This is a genomic window from Seminibacterium arietis (assembly GCF_042675725.1).
In the GTDB taxonomy this organism is placed as follows: Bacteria; Pseudomonadota; Gammaproteobacteria; order Enterobacterales; family Pasteurellaceae; genus Seminibacterium; species Seminibacterium arietis.
In genome coordinates this window covers 306978-321699 of sequence record NZ_JBHTJN010000004.1, presented here as the reverse complement: position 1 = coordinate 321699, position 14722 = coordinate 306978, and the positions used below count along the sequence as shown (strand labels likewise).

Genomic DNA, 14722 nt, shown 5'->3' with positions numbered 1-14722 from the left:
GAATAATAATAGCGAATGCTAAATTCGTCAAGATATTTTTAGTATTTATGTTTTATTTGTTTAATCCATGAACGTTAATAGCGTTAATGTTTTATTTTTTCCTCGACTTGTTTATACCATAAGCAATTTTCTTTACTTTTTTTATTGATTAATTTGAGATATTCAATATGGTCTTTTAACTCATCTTCGTTAGGTGGTATTAGTTTTAGATTTTTGGAAAAGGTTACCGCACTTGAGTCTATTTTATTTGGAGTTTCTATTTCAGTCAGCTCAGATTCTTGGTGATCAAATAAACTAGTTTGTCCACCAGTCATTGCTAAATAGACATCACCGAGTATTTCAGCATCCAATAATGCACCGTGCAAAGTGCGTTTACTGTTATCAATATGCAAACGGTCGCAAAGTGCATCTAAGCTGTTACGCTTTCCAGGGTAAGTTTGGCGAGCCATTTGTAATGTATCAGTAACTACACAAATATCATTTGTTTTAATGTTGATATTATGTTTTTGAAACTCGTAATCAATAAAACCGACATCGAACGGTGCATTATGAATAATTAACTCAGCACCTCGAATAAATTCGATAAATTCTGTAGCAATAGTTAAAAAATTTGGTTTATCTTTTAGAAATTCGTCTGTGATGCCGTGAATTTTTACCGCTTCGGGATCAACTGACCTATCAGGTTTAATATAGAGGTGTAATTTTCTACCTGTGTATTGTCGATTGACCATTTCAACCGCACCAATCTCAATAATGCAATGTCCTTCGTAATGAACACCGTAATTGTTAATACCTGTAGTTTCTGTATCTAAAATAATTTGACGAGTGGGAATCATGTAATTCATTCTTTATTGCAGTGGACTATTCATTAAGCATAGTTTCTATTATCTCTATTTTTAAAAAAAATGGATAGTGTAAAATAGAATTTTATAGTTTGGTTAGGCTTAATAGATTGAGATTGCAACTTTTTTTTGCTAGAGTTCGGTCTATTTTCTGATAATTTTTTGATATTTAGAAAGATGCAAAAACAAGTAGAAATATTTACTGATGGTTCCTGTTTAGGAAATCCTGGTGCTGGTGGAATAGGTGTATTACTTCGCTATAGAAAACATGAAAAGTCATTTAGTAAAGGCTATTTTTGTACAACTAACAATCGCATGGAGTTAAGTGCGGTGATAGAGGCATTACAAATGTTAAAAGAACCTTGCTCAGTTACTTTATATAGTGATAGTCAGTATATGAAGAAAGGAATTACACAATGGATTTTTGCGTGGAAGAAAAATAATTGGAAGGCTTCAACTGGAAAACCTGTTAAAAATCAAGATTTATGGATTCTTTTAGACCGTCTTGTGCATAGACATAAAATTAATTGGCGTTGGGTGAAAGGACATAGTGGTCATCGTGAAAATGAAATTTGTGATCAACTAGCAAAACAAGGTGCTGAAAATCCTCAGTTCGAAGATTCGGGCTTTAACTCAGGGTCTTAGCTTTCAGCAGTCCCCTGTTAAGTATTGCAAACAAAAATGTATTATTCAATTCCAATCAACTTATGAGATTGGATGCTGAGTTGCCATTTAAGTTTGCTTTGTCGTTGATTTAATCTTCCTAACAAGGTGATTGTCTCCAATAGATTCATTTGTAGGCGAATTTCACAAGGAGATAAATAATAGTATTTTGCGTTGATTTTTTGTTCAATGAACTCACAAAAAGCAAATATGTCTTCACCCTCATCAACTACAATTCGTACTTCATCAGCCTTTGATATACATTCTTGGCGATATTTATTCCAGTAATAGCATTTTGGACTTACTGCAATATAATCAATAGCTTGAGGTATAGGTTTTAATCCGTTGCTCTCAATTGCAATAAAGTAATTTTCTGCCTTTAAAGCGATTAATAGTTTATCTATTTGTGGCTGAATACTGGGTTCTCCTCCTGTAATGATGATATTTTTTGCTGAAAATGACCGCACTTTTTGCATGATTTCCGACAATGGCATTTTTTTAAAATGTTTATAATCAGTATTACACCATACGCAAGCTAAATTACATTTCCCAAAACGAATGAATATTGCAGGCATTCCTGTATTGCTGCCTTCTCCTTGTAAGCTTTGAAAAATTTCTACAATCGCATAAATAGGATCATTATTATTCATGAGCAGTACTCACAGAATGATGTAGGAGTTTCCCATAAACGAATGGCAGATATATTTAACCCTTCTGCTTGTAGTGTGTTGAAAATAAAGCGAGCTATTTCTTCAGCAGTTGTTCGATGGTTCATAGCAAAAGTCTTTGAGGCTAACTCATCAAGCAGTTTTGCTATTTTAGATTTTCTTTCACTGTTACAATCGTATAAAAAAGCGTGATCCATTGGGTCTAAGATAAGATTTTGCACTATAGTTTTTAAGTCACTAAAATCAATGACCATTCCTTTTTTGGGACCGCATTTATATAGATTCCCCGTGATTTCTACTTGTAAACGATAAGTATGACCGTGTAAATTTTTACATTTGCCATCGTGTCCATCTAATAAGTGGGCAATATCGAAAGTAAATTCTTTAGAAACTTTAAACATTTTTGACCGCACTTTTTTGTTGTAAATACTCAGATAGTCCTTTTTCTCGTAACAAGCAACTTGGGCAACTGCCACATCCTCCTTCGATACCGATATAACACGTATGAGTATGTTCACGTACATAATCTAAAGCATCCAGTTGATCAGCTAATTCCCAAGTTTGTGCTTTTGTAAGATACATTAACGGAGTGATAATATTAAAATTAAAATCCAGTGCTAGATTGATAGTAACATTCATTGATTTAATAAATACATCACGACAGTCAGGATAGCCACTAAAATCAGTTTCACATACCCCGATAATGATGTCATGAATACCTTGTGATTTAGCATAAATAGCAGCATAGAGTAGGAAAAGAGCATTACGACCATCTACAAAAGTGTTTGGTAAACCATTATCCATAGTTTTGATAGTCGCATTATCATCCATCAGTGCATTATGAGTAATAGATTTGATCACAGATGTATCAATCATAGTTTGTTTTACACCTAGATCTTGAGCAATCCATTTAGATTTTGTCAATTCAATTTCATGACGTTGTCCATATTGAAAAGTCAATGCTTCGACATTTTGGTTACCGTATTGCTTAATAGCTTGAATTAGGCAAGTTGTTGAGTCTTGTCCGCCTGAAAAAATCACTATTGCACGGCGTTGATTTTTATTTAAATTGTTCATTATCTTTTTCCTAGTTTTTTAATGTGGGAGGTTTACGAACCACAAGTTTACAGAACTCGCTATTCTACAATTAAAGTAATTATAATACAAAGAGTTAACGTAGTTTGTTTTAGCTAACCTTATTTAAATCATTTACTTTTTGATCTTTTAGTGGCAGTTAATCAGTGTTAAATTGTACTATTCTTTGATTGTAATTAAGCGTTCAATTCAGTTTTGCTGTGATGTTGGTACAAACGATAACAGACTTGTCCAGTTATTTTTTCCTTTAACAGTTGCCAGTTTTGAGGTGTAAAGAGCGGTTTATTTTTTTCTGTTTCTATATAAATCAAAGACTGATCTTTTAACCAATTATTTTTTATTAAACTCTCAATAGCTTGTTCGACTAGATTGAAATGGAAAGGCGGATCAAGAAAAATTACATCAAAGAGCGGTGTGTTTTGTCGTTGTTCGAGAAATTTCAAGCTGTCTTGATGCAATACTTGTGCATTTTGACACTGTAGTTTATGTAAATTTTTTTTCAATTGTGTTGCTACAGATTTTTCCTTCTCCAAAAAAATAACTTGTTTTGCTTGGCGAGAAAGTGCTTCAAATCCCAGTGAACCACTGCCAGCAAAACAATCTAAGCAACATGCGTCTACAATATCATGTGCTAGCCAATTAAATAATGTTTCTTTGACACGGTCACCTGTTGGTCGTAGTCCATTTGCATTTAGTACAGGGAGTTTTCGACCACGCCAGAGTCCCGCAATAATTCGCACTTCACCTTTGAAATTATTAGATTTTAATTGATTATGTTGAGTATTTTTATGAAGATTTTTTTTCATATTTGATCTTTAAATTATGATAGACTATGCAAAATTTTACTTTATTTTCTCTAAAAACTCAGCAAGCAAATTTGATGGTAGAAAATTATGTCGGAACAAAATAAAAAAAGTGGGTTTTGGTCTTGGTTAGGACGCTCTAAAAATAAAGACCAGATACAACAATCTATAGAAAATGAATCTATTGAAAGTGAACAACAGAATACAACGGTAGAATTACAGCAAGTACAAAATGAACAACAAAATTTAACTGAAATTGCGGTTAAAACTACAGAAGACGTTCTTGTGGAACAAGAACAAAGCAATGAAATAGAAGATGGTGAGCAAAATTTCTTTATTCAAGAGCAGGAGAAACCGTCACAGGGTGGTTTTTTTAGTCGTTTAGTAAAAGGATTACTGAAAACTAAACAAAATATTGGCGTAGGGTTTCGTCATTTATTTACAGGTAAGAAAATTGATGACGAATTATTTGAACAGTTAGAAGAACAATTGATAATCGCAGATATTGGTATGCCGACTGCTACAAAAATCATCAATAATTTAACTCAGCACGCTAGTCGAAAACAGTTACAAGATGCAGATCTATTATATCAACAACTTAAAACAGAGTTAGCGGATATTTTGCTTCCAGTCGAGCAACCATTAAAAATTGACAATAATAAAAAACCTTATGTGATTTTAATGGTAGGCGTAAATGGAGTAGGTAAAACCACAACGATTGGTAAGCTGGCTCGGCAATTTCAATCTCAAGGCAAGTCAGTGATGTTGGCAGCAGGTGACACTTTCCGAGCAGCTGCTGTTGAACAGCTTCAAGTTTGGGGAGAACGCAATCATATCCCTGTAGTGGCACAAAGTACAGGTGCAGATTCTGCTTCAGTGATTTTTGATGCAATGCAGTCAGCAGCTGCGAAAGATATTGATATTTTAATTGCTGACACAGCAGGAAGGCTACAGAATAAAGTAAATTTAATGGATGAGTTGAAAAAAATTGTTAGAGTAATGAAAAAATACGATGATTCTGCTCCGCATGAAATTATGTTGACGCTAGATGCAGGCACGGGTCAAAATGCAATTAGTCAAACTCAATTATTTAATGAGGCTGTTGGATTAACAGGGATTAGTTTAACAAAACTTGATGGAACAGCTAAAGGGGGAGTGATTTTTGCTATTGCAGATCAATTTAAACTTCCTATTCGTTATATCGGTATAGGTGAAAAAATAGAAGATCTTCGCCCTTTTCAAGCTAAAGAATTTATTGACGCATTATTCAGCAGTGAGTAATTTATTTTGCTATGTAATGGAATAATAACTGATAAAGTGCGGTGAAAGTTTTAATATTTTCTATTGTGCTAAGGATTGTCCTATGATTCGTTTTGAAAATGTAAGTAAAGCATATTTAGGTGGTAAAACTGCCTTACAAGGAATAAGTTTACATTTACCCGTAGGGAGTATGGGATATTTGACTGGGCATTCTGGAGCTGGAAAAAGTACATTATTAAAACTGATTATGGGGATGGAAAAAGCAAATGGTGGACGGATTTGGTTTAATGGCCACGATATTACTCGTCTTTCTTCGATAGAAATTTCTTTTTTACGTCGACAAATCGGCATGGTTCATCAAGATTATCGATTACTTCCTCATCTTCCTATTGTAGAAAATGTATCTTTACCTTTGATTATTGCTGGTATGTCAATGAAAGAAGCATTACCAAGGGCTTTGGCTGCATTAGATCGAGTTGGATTACGAGATTATGCAAATCACTTACCTGTTTATTTATCAGGGGGAGAGCAACAACGTGTGGACATTGCCCGTGCGATTGTACATAAGCCCCAACTTCTATTAGCAGATGAGCCAACAGGAAATTTGGATAACGATTTATCTCGAGATATTTTCAATTTATTTAAAGAAATGAACGCATTGGGAATTACGGTATTAATTGCAACTCACGATTTAAATTTGGTGCAACAAGAACCTAGTACCTGCTTTGTGTTAGAGCAAGGGCATTTACGCTAAGGATTTACAATGACTCAATTTAAATTTTCTTCATGGGTACAAATGAAATATATTTTTGCTAAAGTGATACTAAATTTATGGAAAAAAAAACTGAATACTTTTTTGACAGTTTTAGCTATTGCCGTTTCTCTTAGTACGCCGACACTTAGTTATCTGCTATGGAAAAATTTAAATTTTTCTATGATGCAGTTTTCTCTCACTTCAGAATTAACTTTATATCTACATAAAAATTTATCTGAGAAAGACAGTAAACATCTTGCAGAGAAAATTCGTAAGCAAAATGGTGTAGAAAACGTACATTATATTTCACGGCAAGCTAGCCTTGATGAGTTTCGCCAATGGTCAGGTTTACGGGACAGTTTGAACATTTTAGAGGATAATCCATTGCCTGCTGTAATTATTGTTACACCACAAAAAGATCTCACTGAAATCAAAACATTAGCAGAAAGTTTGAGTAAATTCAAAGGCGTGCAAGAGGTCCAATTAGATTCTGAAAAATTAGAAAAACTGACCGCACTTTCTGGATTAGCGGGACATATAGTTTTGTTTTGTGTAGCTGTAATGCTAATTTGTGTTTGTTTAGTTATTGGTAATGCTATTCGAGCTGATCTTTATGCTAGTCAAGCAAAAATTGCAGTACTGAAATTATTAGGTGCAACAGATTATTTTGTATTACGGTTTTATCTTTATACAGGCTTAATTTACGCTTTATTAGGTGGATTATTAGCTTGTGGATTGAGTGTTTCATTACTTTATTATTTCAATCAACTAGTACAAAAGATCACAGCAATTTTTGCTGCGGATTTTGAATTACAGTTATTTTCGTTGGGAGAGGTTGCGTTTTTACTCATTAGTACAGCTCTAATTGGTTATATAGCAGCGTGGTGTTTTGCTAGTAGCACGATTAGTCAAATGGAAAAACAACGTAATATGATTTAAATAACGTTTGTCTATTTTCATACTTCTGTTGATCATGCCCTTCAAATAACTCAGTTTTTAATTTTAACTGCATAAAACTGCGGTATGATTTTTTGAAATTTTCATCGTTTTGGATAAAAAGCTTGATTTTATTTAATAAATCTTGTAATAAATTAGATCTACTTTGAATTTAAAACACAACATCAGAAAAGGAAAATTATTATGCAAAATGTCGGTTTTGTCGGTTGGCGTGGTATGGTGGGATCTGTTCTAATGGATCGTATGGAGCAGGAAAATGATTTCACTAATTTAAATCCAGTTTTTTTTACTACTTCACAATCAGGACAAAAAGCACCTGTATTCGGTAGTAAGGATGCTGGAGAACTAAAAGATGCTTTTGATATTGATGCACTAAAACAACTAGATATTGTAGTTACTTGCCAAGGTGGCGATTACACTAACGAGGTGTATCCAAAATTGCGTGCTGCGGGTTGGAATGGTTACTGGATTGATGCTGCTTCTGCTCTACGTATGAAAGATGAAGCTATTATCGTATTAGATCCTGTTAATCAGCATGTAATTAGCGAAGGTGTAAAGGCTGGAGTGAAAACGTTTGTGGGAGGTAATTGCACAGTAAGTTTGATGTTAATGGCATTAGGTGGATTATTTGAGCGTGATTTAGTCGAGTGGATTTCTGTTGCTACTTATCAAGCTGCCTCTGGAGCTGGTGCAAAAAATATGCGGGAACTATTAGTGCAAATGGGACAACTTGAAGACAGTGTTGCTGATGAATTGTCTAGTCCTGCGTCATCAATTTTAGATATTGAACGTAAAGTAACTGCTAAAATGCGTGCAACAGATTTTCCAACAGATAATTTCGGTGCGGCATTAGGTGGTAGCTTAATCCCTTGGATTGATAAATTGTTACCTGAAACAGGGCAAACTAAAGAGGAATGGAAAGGATACGCAGAAACCAATAAAATACTCGGTTTAAGCGATAATCCGATCGCAGTTGACGGTTTATGTGTACGTATAGGTGCTTTGCGTTGTCACAGTCAAGCTTTTACTATCAAAATGAAAAAAGATTTGCCGTTAGCAGAAATTGAACAAATTTTAGCAGGTCATAATGAATGGGTAAAAGTGATTCCAAATGATAAAGAAGCTACTTTGCGTGAATTAACCCCTGCGAAAGTGACGGGGACATTAAGTGTACCTGTTGGACGTTTGCGTAAATTAGCAATGGGACCTGAGTATTTGGCCGCTTTCACTGTTGGAGACCAATTATTGTGGGGCGCAGCAGAACCAGTTCGTCGTATTTTAAAACAATTAGTAGCTTAATTTAATAGGGATTGTCTTCGGATAATCCTTAGTTTTATAAAACTTATGGAAAGAGAACCGCACTTTCACCGCTTTGTGTTGACAAAAATAGCACCTTTTATTTCACAATTTCCTATCCAATACATCAATGGAAAAAGAAATTGTGCTATTGCGTATCGCCATTTTGTTCATCTTAATCCAAGCAAACGTCAACTAATAGTTTTAGTTAATGGGCGTTCAGAAAATTTACTTAAATGGTCTGAAGTTGCTTATGATTTTTATCAACAAGGTTTCGATGTGTTGCAATTTGATCATCGAGGACAAGGTTATTCAGATCGTCTGTTGAAAGATCAATATAAAGGTTATATTGATGAATTTCGATTTTATGTAGAAGATATGGATTCACTAATAAGTTATGTGAATTCTAAATATAATTATAAAAATCAATACGTTATTGCTCATTCAATGGGGGCGTTGATTTCATCTTATTATTTGGCTAATTTTGATCATCAAATAAAAAGTGCGGTATTTTCAGCCCCATTTTTTGGCTTACCTACAGAACATCCTTTGCGTGATGAACTTATCATTAATTTAATGATGTTGTTTGGGCAAGGGCAGCGTTATGTGTTCGGTAAAACAGAATATAAACCAGCAGATTTAAAAGTGAACGAACTAAGTTTTTGTAAGACTCGAATGCGGTGGATGAATCGAATTAATCGCCATAATCCAGAATTACGTTTAGGTAGTCCAACTTTTCGCTGGATTCATCTATGCTTAATTGCAATTAAACAATTGCCTAGCATCTTACCGCGTATTGAAATTCCAGTATTAATTTTGCGTGCGGAAAAAGAAAAAATTGTGAAAAATGAAAACCTTGATCAATTAGCTACATTTTTACCACAGAGCAAAGTGCAAGTTGTTCCTAATGCAAAGCATGAAATTTTATTTGAACGAGATAGTATTCGTAACAAAGTATTAGCACAAATTATTTCCTTTTTTATCCTATCATTTCAACAAGATACGACAAAAGAATAAACCAAACATTGTGAAAAAGATACCGCCCACTAAATGAATTGAGATCAAACTGAAAACAGTTAACCATTTTTCAGAGAGAAAATTTTCGATTACTTCAGCAGAAAAAGAGGAAAATGTAGTAAAGCTACCAAGAAAACCAGTCATTAAAAACAATCGCCATTCATTTGATATTTGTGGGAATTGCCAGAAAATTGCTAATAACATGCCAATAATGAAACAACCTAGAAGGTTAGCAACTAATGTTCCAAGCGATAAAAATTCAAGTAGAGGATCCAATATTAAATTAAGTCCCCAGCGAGCGGTTGCACCTAATATTGCTCCACAAGCGACTAAACTAACAGATTGCCACATTTTTACTTCCTTTTTAATTAATAGCAAAAATTGCTCGTAAATAGCTTGCTACTGCTTCATGTTGATTGCTACCAATTTGTTCTAATTGCGGTAAGTGAGATTTTAAACGTTGATCTGCGTTGTGCATGATACAACCTTTTTTCACTATGCTGAGCATTTCTAAATCATTCATGCCATCACCGAAAGCAATACATTGTTCTACTCCATAGTCACGTTTAGCGAGTACTTCTAAAAGTGCGGTTGCTTTCGATACATTTTTGTTCATGATTTCAAGACAATTAGGCAGAGAATAAGTTAACGTGATTTGATCATGAAATTGATTTTCAAGCTGATGTTCAATAGCTAACAAATCTTGTGGTGTACGTCCAATAAAAAATAATTTTTCTACGCCACTTGCATGATGTTTTTTAAAATCAACTACTTGGTATTGAAATCCAGAATCCTGATGGAATTTTGATAACTGTGGTACATCTTTATTGATAAACCAGCCATCATCTTGATAAGTGTTAAAGCAAACGTTCTCTTGATCAAAAGGCAATTGCATAATTTCAAGTGCTATTTGTTCGGGGACGTTATTTGCAAGTAGCCGTTCTCCTTGCAAATTATGTACTCTAGCTCCATTAGAAGTGATCATAACAGCATGATTTGTATTAATTTTAGTTAAAATAGACGATACATCAATGTAATTTCGACCCGTTGCAAGAATAATATCAATATTGTGCTTGGCTAGTTTTTCTAACGTCTCAATAGTGAACTGACCAATCATATGATTTGCATTTAGTAATGTGCCATCTAAGTCTGATATTACGGCACGAAAAGGAAGTGAAAACATTATTTTTTCCTGATATAAATTTGCAATCTACTTTGAATTATAATCTAAATTATCGTGCTTTGCTTTTTCTTTGAAAATTTTTTATCACGGATAAATTTTAAAAAAATATTTCTTTTATAGCTAATATGTGTTATTTATATAGACATCAGTGAAGTTTTGAATTTCTATTTAGCAATTTTTTTTACAATATGATGAAAAATCTACTTTCAGTATTCAGTATTATTATTAACCTCGTGGTGATTATTATCACTGCGAGGTGCTTGCTGGTATCTAGAATGTAGTTAAATTCTTAATATTTGTAGCCCCTCGCAATTATCGAGGGGCTTTTTGTATTTGAAAAATAAATAATAAGGTGAGTGAAATGAATGGAGCGAGATTAGTCACGGAATGTTTAAAAGCACATGATGTTAGAACTGTTTTTGGTTATCCTGGTGGAGCGATTATGCCAGTATATGATGCAATTTATGACTCAGGTTTAGATCATTTACTTTGTCGTAATGAGCAAGGGGCAACGATGGCGGCAATTGGTTATGCTAGAGCAAGTGGTAACGTGGGCGTTTGTATTGCTACATCGGGTCCTGGTGCAACAAATTTGATTACAGGATTAGGTGATGCTTTAATGGATTCAATTCCAATTGTTGCGATTACTGGACAAGTAGCCTCCTCCTTTATTGGAACAGATGCTTTTCAAGAAGCTGACGTATTAGGTTTATCTTTAGCTTGTACGAAACATAGTTTTATTGTACAAAGCATTGATGAACTACCTGAAATCTTCGCTAAAGCTTTTCAAATCGCACGAAGTGGACGTCCTGGTCCTGTACTAATTGATATTCCTAAAGATATTCAATTTGCCGAAACAAATTTGCAGCCATTCACATTTCCAATAGAAAAACCAACCGCACTTCCAGCAGAAAAAGTACAGCAAGCAGTAGAACTGTTGAAGCAAGCAAAACATCCAATTGCCTATGTTGGTGGTGGTGTCGGTATGGCAAACGCGGTGCCTGCTTTGCGAAATTTTCTAAGCGTAACTCAGATTCCAGCAGTTTCTACTTTGAAAGGTTTAGGAACAGTATCTCCTGACAGTCCTTATTATATGGGAATGATTGGTATGCATGGAACAAAAGCAGCAAATCTTGCTATGCAAGAGGCTGATTTGTTATTGGTATTCGGTGCGAGATTTGATGACCGTGTAACAGGAAATTTAGACACTTTTGCCCCTAATGCGAAAGTCGTGCATTGTGATATTGATATTGCTGAACTTGGTAAATTACGCCAACCTGATGTGGCATTACGTGGAGATTTAAATGAAATTTTTTATGCACTTACAATTCCACTAGAAATTGCGGAATGGCAGAAAAAAATTGTTCAATTAAAAGCTCAATTTGATTTTTGTTATACAGCGAATGAAGGCTATAAACCTATCAATCCTTGGTGGTTGTTGAATACGGTTTCTAATCGAAAAGATAATAATTCGATTGTCGTAACAGATGTAGGGCAGCATCAGATGTGGTCAGCACAGCATATGCGTCATTATGCACCTGAAAATTACATTACTTCAGCAGGTTTTGGCACGATGGGATTTGGTTTGCCTGCTGCTATTGGGGCGAAAAAAGTGCGGTCAAATGATGAAGTTATTTTGATCACAGGAGATGGCTCAATTATGATGAATATTCAAGAGCTTGGAACGATCAAACGAGCAAAAACACCGATCAAAATAATTTTGTTGGATAATCAACGTTTAGGCATGGTAAGACAATGGCAAACGCTGTTTTTCCAAGCTCGTCACAGTAATACAATTTTAGATGATAACCCTGATTTCATTACACTTGCTTCTGCTTTTGGAATACAAGGTGAACGCATAGAAATAGGAAATGATGTCGATGGAGCATTGGACCGTTTATTTGCAGCACAAGAAAGTTATTTGCTGCATGTTTGTATTCCAGCAGAAGAAAATGTATGGCCACTTGTGCCACCAAATGCGTGTAATACAGATATGTTAGAAGGTTAGAAAGGAGTAAAAAATGAAGCAATATGAATTGTCTATGATATTTAATAAACGTCCAGAAACGTTAGAGCGAATTTTACGCGTTGTGCGGCATCGTGGTTATGATGTGATTGATTTAAAAAGTAAAACTGATGAAAATCAAATTGATTTACAGCTTCGTATTCAGAGTAAAAGAGCGGTGGAATTGTTAGTAAATCAACTAATTAAGTTGCCAGACATGGTAAAGTTAAAACAGATTTAATCATCATACTTTTTAACTATTTTTGAATTTATGTTTTTTACTTGGAGAGATTATGCCTAAATTAAGATCGGCGACTAGTACACAAGGTCGCAATATGGCGGGGGCAAGAGCTTTATGGCGAGCTACGGGAATGAAAGAAAATGATTTCGGTAAGCCGATTATTGCAGTAGTAAATTCATTCACTCAATTTGTACCTGGCCATGTACATTTAAAAGATATTGGGCAATTAGTTGTGGCTCAAATTGAGCAAGCTGGTGGTGTGGCAAAAGAATTTAATACGATTGCTGTTGATGACGGTATTGCGATGGGGCATGGTGGCATGTTGTATTCTTTGCCATCTCGAGATCTTATAGCTGATAGCGTTGAATATATGGTGAATGCACATTGTGCAGATGCAATGGTCTGTATTTCTAACTGCGATAAAATTACCCCTGGTATGTTAATGGCAGCGATGCGATTAAATATTCCAACAGTATTTGTGTCAGGTGGACCTATGGAAGCAGGCAAAACTAAATTGTCTGATCAACTAATTAAATTGGATTTAATTGATGCAATGATTAAAAGTGCGGATAAAAATGTATCGGATTTAGATGTTCAATCCGTAGAACGGTCTGCATGTCCAACCTGTGGCTCTTGTTCAGGCATGTTTACTGCAAATTCGATGAATTGTTTAACGGAAGCTCTAGGTTTAAGTTTACCAGGTAATGGTTCCTGTTTAGCTACTCATGTTGACCGAAAACAATTATTTTTAAATGCAGGAACACAAATAGTTGAGTTATGTCGTAAATTTTATCAACAAGATGACTATTCTGTATTACCACGTTCTATTGCGACTAAAGCAGCATTTGAGAATGCGATGAGTTTAGATATTGCGATGGGGGGATCAACTAATACCGTGCTACATTTGTTGGCAGCGGCCCAAGAAGCCGATGTGGATTTTACTATGGCAGATATTGATCGTTTATCTCGTAAAGTACCTTGCTTAAGTAAAGTCGCTCCTAATACTACTAAATATCATATGGAAGATGTACACCGAGCAGGTGGGATTATGGCTATTTTAGGTGAATTACACCGTGCGGATTTGCTAAATGTTGATGCTCGTACCGTTTTAGGTTTATCTATGGCGGAGCAAATTCAAAAATACGATATTACACTTACGCAAGATGAGGAAGTACACAAATTTTTCCGTGCAGGTCCTGCAGGTATTCGAACTACACAAGCTTTTTCACAAGAATGTCGTTGGGATACTGTAGATAATGATCGACAAAACGGTTGTATTCGCAGTAAGAAGTTTGCTTATAGTCAAGATGGTGGGTTAGCAATGCTGTCAGGTAATATTGCTCTAGATGGCTGTATTGTAAAAACTGCTGGAGTTGATGAGTCTATCTTAAAGTTTAGAGGCAAAGCGATTGTGTTTGAAAGCCAAGAAGACGCGGTAGCAGGGATTTTAGGTGGTCGGGTACAAGCTGGAGATGTAGTTGTTATCCGCTATGAAGGTCCAAAAGGTGGACCTGGCATGCAAGAAATGCTTTATCCAACCAGTTATTTGAAGTCAATGGGACTAGGTAAAGCCTGTGCATTATTAACAGATGGTCGTTTTTCAGGTGGTACATCAGGGCTTTCTATTGGTCATTGCTCTCCTGAAGCGGCAGCAGGAGGGATTATCGGTTTGGTTAGAGATGGTGACATTATTGATATTGATATTCCAAATCGTAGCATTCAGCTGGCAGTATCTGATGATGAGTTGGCTCAACGTCGTGTAGAACAAGATAAAAAAGGCTGGAAGCCAGTTCATCGTCAACGTGAAGTTTCTTTTGCATTAAAAGTCTATGGTCATTTTGCTACTTCCGCAGATAAAGGAGCGGTTCGTGATAAAAGCAAAATTTAATAATTAACAAAAAGTGCGGTATAAAATGACCGCACTTTAATTGGAAGGAA

General features: G+C 35.1%; 16 protein-coding genes and 1 riboswitch. Of the genes, 9 read left to right on the top strand and 7 right to left on the bottom strand.

From position 1 onward, the window contains the following. Positions 1 to 83 precede the first annotated feature (83 nt). On the bottom strand, positions 84 to 845 hold the full coding sequence (gene dnaQ, locus ACFQ02_RS02440; protein WP_380818812.1) for a DNA polymerase III subunit epsilon: 762 nt from the start codon (positions 843 to 845) through the stop codon (positions 84 to 86). A 174-nt stretch (positions 846 to 1019) separates the two neighbouring features. Between dnaQ and rnhA the strand changes: the two genes are divergently transcribed. After that, positions 1020 to 1487: a ribonuclease HI gene (gene rnhA / locus ACFQ02_RS02435; protein ID WP_380818811.1), complete on the top strand. Its 468-nt coding sequence runs from the start codon at positions 1020 to 1022 to the stop codon at positions 1485 to 1487. Positions 1488 to 1528: 41 nt separating this feature from the next. Here rnhA and ACFQ02_RS02430 read toward each other — a convergent pair whose 3' ends face one another. From ACFQ02_RS02430 to rsmD, 4 genes are all read right to left on the bottom strand, one after another. Continuing rightward, complete coding sequence (locus ACFQ02_RS02430; protein ID WP_380818808.1) at positions 1529 to 2155, bottom strand: 7-carboxy-7-deazaguanine synthase QueE; 627 nt, start codon at positions 2153 to 2155, stop codon at positions 1529 to 1531. Beyond that, positions 2152 to 2574, bottom strand: coding sequence for a 6-carboxytetrahydropterin synthase QueD (gene queD, locus ACFQ02_RS02425; RefSeq protein WP_380818806.1), 423 nt, complete (start codon positions 2572 to 2574; stop codon positions 2152 to 2154). Before queD ends, ACFQ02_RS02430 begins: the two co-directional genes overlap by 4 nt. Then, the gene (queC, locus tag ACFQ02_RS02420) at positions 2567 to 3250 is read right to left on the bottom strand and encodes a 7-cyano-7-deazaguanine synthase QueC (protein WP_380818804.1); all 684 of its coding nucleotides are present in this window, start codon (positions 3248 to 3250) and stop codon (positions 2567 to 2569) included. Before queC ends, queD begins: the two co-directional genes overlap by 8 nt. A gap of 4 nt (positions 3251 to 3254) precedes the next feature. Continuing rightward, positions 3255 to 3299: riboswitch (PreQ1 riboswitch) on the bottom strand. A 145-nt stretch (positions 3300 to 3444) separates the two neighbouring features. Further along, the gene (rsmD, locus tag ACFQ02_RS02415; RefSeq protein ID WP_380818803.1) at positions 3445 to 4074 is read right to left on the bottom strand and encodes a 16S rRNA (guanine(966)-N(2))-methyltransferase RsmD; all 630 of its coding nucleotides are present in this window, start codon (positions 4072 to 4074) and stop codon (positions 3445 to 3447) included. Between the two features lie 87 nt (positions 4075 to 4161). Between rsmD and ftsY the strand changes: the two genes are divergently transcribed. From ftsY to ACFQ02_RS02390, 5 genes are all read left to right on the top strand, one after another. Beyond that, a complete protein-coding gene (gene ftsY, locus ACFQ02_RS02410; protein ID WP_380818801.1) occupies positions 4162 to 5352 on the top strand; it encodes a signal recognition particle-docking protein FtsY in 1191 nt (396 codons plus the stop codon). Positions 5353 to 5434: 82 nt separating this feature from the next. Continuing rightward, positions 5435 to 6085 carry a cell division ATP-binding protein FtsE gene (locus tag ACFQ02_RS02405; protein ID WP_380818798.1) on the top strand — a complete coding sequence of 217 codons (651 nt, stop codon included), beginning with the start codon at positions 5435 to 5437 and terminating at the stop codon, positions 6083 to 6085. Positions 6086 to 6094: 9 nt separating this feature from the next. Then, positions 6095 to 7024 (top strand): permease-like cell division protein FtsX, encoded by a 930-nt coding sequence (ftsX, locus tag ACFQ02_RS02400; RefSeq protein WP_380818796.1) that lies wholly within the window; start codon positions 6095 to 6097, stop codon positions 7022 to 7024. Positions 7025 to 7225: 201 nt separating this feature from the next. Then, positions 7226 to 8341, top strand: coding sequence for an aspartate-semialdehyde dehydrogenase (gene asd, locus ACFQ02_RS02395; protein ID WP_380818794.1), 1116 nt, complete (start codon positions 7226 to 7228; stop codon positions 8339 to 8341). A gap of 45 nt (positions 8342 to 8386) precedes the next feature. After that, positions 8387 to 9355: an alpha/beta fold hydrolase gene (locus ACFQ02_RS02390; RefSeq protein WP_380818792.1), complete on the top strand. Its 969-nt coding sequence runs from the start codon at positions 8387 to 8389 to the stop codon at positions 9353 to 9355. On the opposite strand, the gene crcB is transcribed toward ACFQ02_RS02390, so the two are convergent. Together crcB and ACFQ02_RS02380 are read right to left on the bottom strand one after the other, a co-directional pair. Next, on the bottom strand, positions 9326 to 9706 hold the full coding sequence (crcB, locus tag ACFQ02_RS02385) for a fluoride efflux transporter CrcB (protein WP_380818790.1): 381 nt from the start codon (positions 9704 to 9706) through the stop codon (positions 9326 to 9328). The genes ACFQ02_RS02390 and crcB overlap by 30 nt on opposite strands. 13 nt (positions 9707 to 9719) lie before the next feature. After that, a complete protein-coding gene (locus tag ACFQ02_RS02380) occupies positions 9720 to 10538 on the bottom strand; it encodes a Cof-type HAD-IIB family hydrolase (RefSeq protein WP_380818789.1) in 819 nt (272 codons plus the stop codon). Between the two features lie 361 nt (positions 10539 to 10899). Between ACFQ02_RS02380 and ilvG the strand changes: the two genes are divergently transcribed. Genes ilvG through ilvD form a run of 3 tightly spaced genes read left to right on the top strand, consistent with a single transcriptional unit; the run spans position 10900 to position 14672 of the window. After that, the gene (gene ilvG, locus ACFQ02_RS02375; RefSeq protein ID WP_380818786.1) at positions 10900 to 12546 is read left to right on the top strand and encodes an acetolactate synthase 2 catalytic subunit; all 1647 of its coding nucleotides are present in this window, start codon (positions 10900 to 10902) and stop codon (positions 12544 to 12546) included. Between the two features lie 13 nt (positions 12547 to 12559). After that, positions 12560 to 12784 (top strand): acetolactate synthase 2 small subunit, encoded by a 225-nt coding sequence (ilvM, locus tag ACFQ02_RS02370; protein ID WP_380818783.1) that lies wholly within the window; start codon positions 12560 to 12562, stop codon positions 12782 to 12784. 52 nt (positions 12785 to 12836) lie between these two features. Then, positions 12837 to 14672 (top strand): dihydroxy-acid dehydratase, encoded by a 1836-nt coding sequence (ilvD, locus tag ACFQ02_RS02365; protein ID WP_380818781.1) that lies wholly within the window; start codon positions 12837 to 12839, stop codon positions 14670 to 14672. The last annotated feature ends 50 nt before the right edge of the window (positions 14673 to 14722 follow it).

What these genes read in the sequence shown, in the direction of transcription:
- dnaQ (WP_380818812.1), bottom strand. Translation starts at nt 845, where the DNA reads ATGAATTACATGATTCCCACTCGTCAAATTATTTTAGATACAGAAACT.
- rnhA (WP_380818811.1), top strand. Translation starts at nt 1,020, where the DNA reads ATGCAAAAACAAGTAGAAATATTTACTGATGGTTCCTGTTTAGGAAAT.
- ACFQ02_RS02430 (WP_380818808.1), bottom strand. Translation starts at nt 2,155, where the DNA reads ATGAATAATAATGATCCTATTTATGCGATTGTAGAAATTTTTCAAAGC.
- queD (WP_380818806.1), bottom strand. Translation starts at nt 2,574, where the DNA reads ATGTTTAAAGTTTCTAAAGAATTTACTTTCGATATTGCCCACTTATTA.
- queC (WP_380818804.1), bottom strand. Translation starts at nt 3,250, where the DNA reads ATGAACAATTTAAATAAAAATCAACGCCGTGCAATAGTGATTTTTTCA.
- rsmD (WP_380818803.1), bottom strand. Translation starts at nt 4,074, where the DNA reads ATGAAAAAAAATCTTCATAAAAATACTCAACATAATCAATTAAAATCT.
- ftsY (WP_380818801.1), top strand. Translation starts at nt 4,162, where the DNA reads ATGTCGGAACAAAATAAAAAAAGTGGGTTTTGGTCTTGGTTAGGACGC.
- ACFQ02_RS02405 (WP_380818798.1), top strand. Translation starts at nt 5,435, where the DNA reads ATGATTCGTTTTGAAAATGTAAGTAAAGCATATTTAGGTGGTAAAACT.
- ftsX (WP_380818796.1), top strand. Translation starts at nt 6,095, where the DNA reads ATGACTCAATTTAAATTTTCTTCATGGGTACAAATGAAATATATTTTT.
- asd (WP_380818794.1), top strand. Translation starts at nt 7,226, where the DNA reads ATGCAAAATGTCGGTTTTGTCGGTTGGCGTGGTATGGTGGGATCTGTT.
- ACFQ02_RS02390 (WP_380818792.1), top strand. Translation starts at nt 8,387, where the DNA reads ATGGAAAGAGAACCGCACTTTCACCGCTTTGTGTTGACAAAAATAGCA.
- crcB (WP_380818790.1), bottom strand. Translation starts at nt 9,706, where the DNA reads ATGTGGCAATCTGTTAGTTTAGTCGCTTGTGGAGCAATATTAGGTGCA.
- ACFQ02_RS02380 (WP_380818789.1), bottom strand. Translation starts at nt 10,538, where the DNA reads ATGTTTTCACTTCCTTTTCGTGCCGTAATATCAGACTTAGATGGCACA.
- ilvG (WP_380818786.1), top strand. Translation starts at nt 10,900, where the DNA reads ATGAATGGAGCGAGATTAGTCACGGAATGTTTAAAAGCACATGATGTT.
- ilvM (WP_380818783.1), top strand. Translation starts at nt 12,560, where the DNA reads ATGAAGCAATATGAATTGTCTATGATATTTAATAAACGTCCAGAAACG.
- ilvD (WP_380818781.1), top strand. Translation starts at nt 12,837, where the DNA reads ATGCCTAAATTAAGATCGGCGACTAGTACACAAGGTCGCAATATGGCG.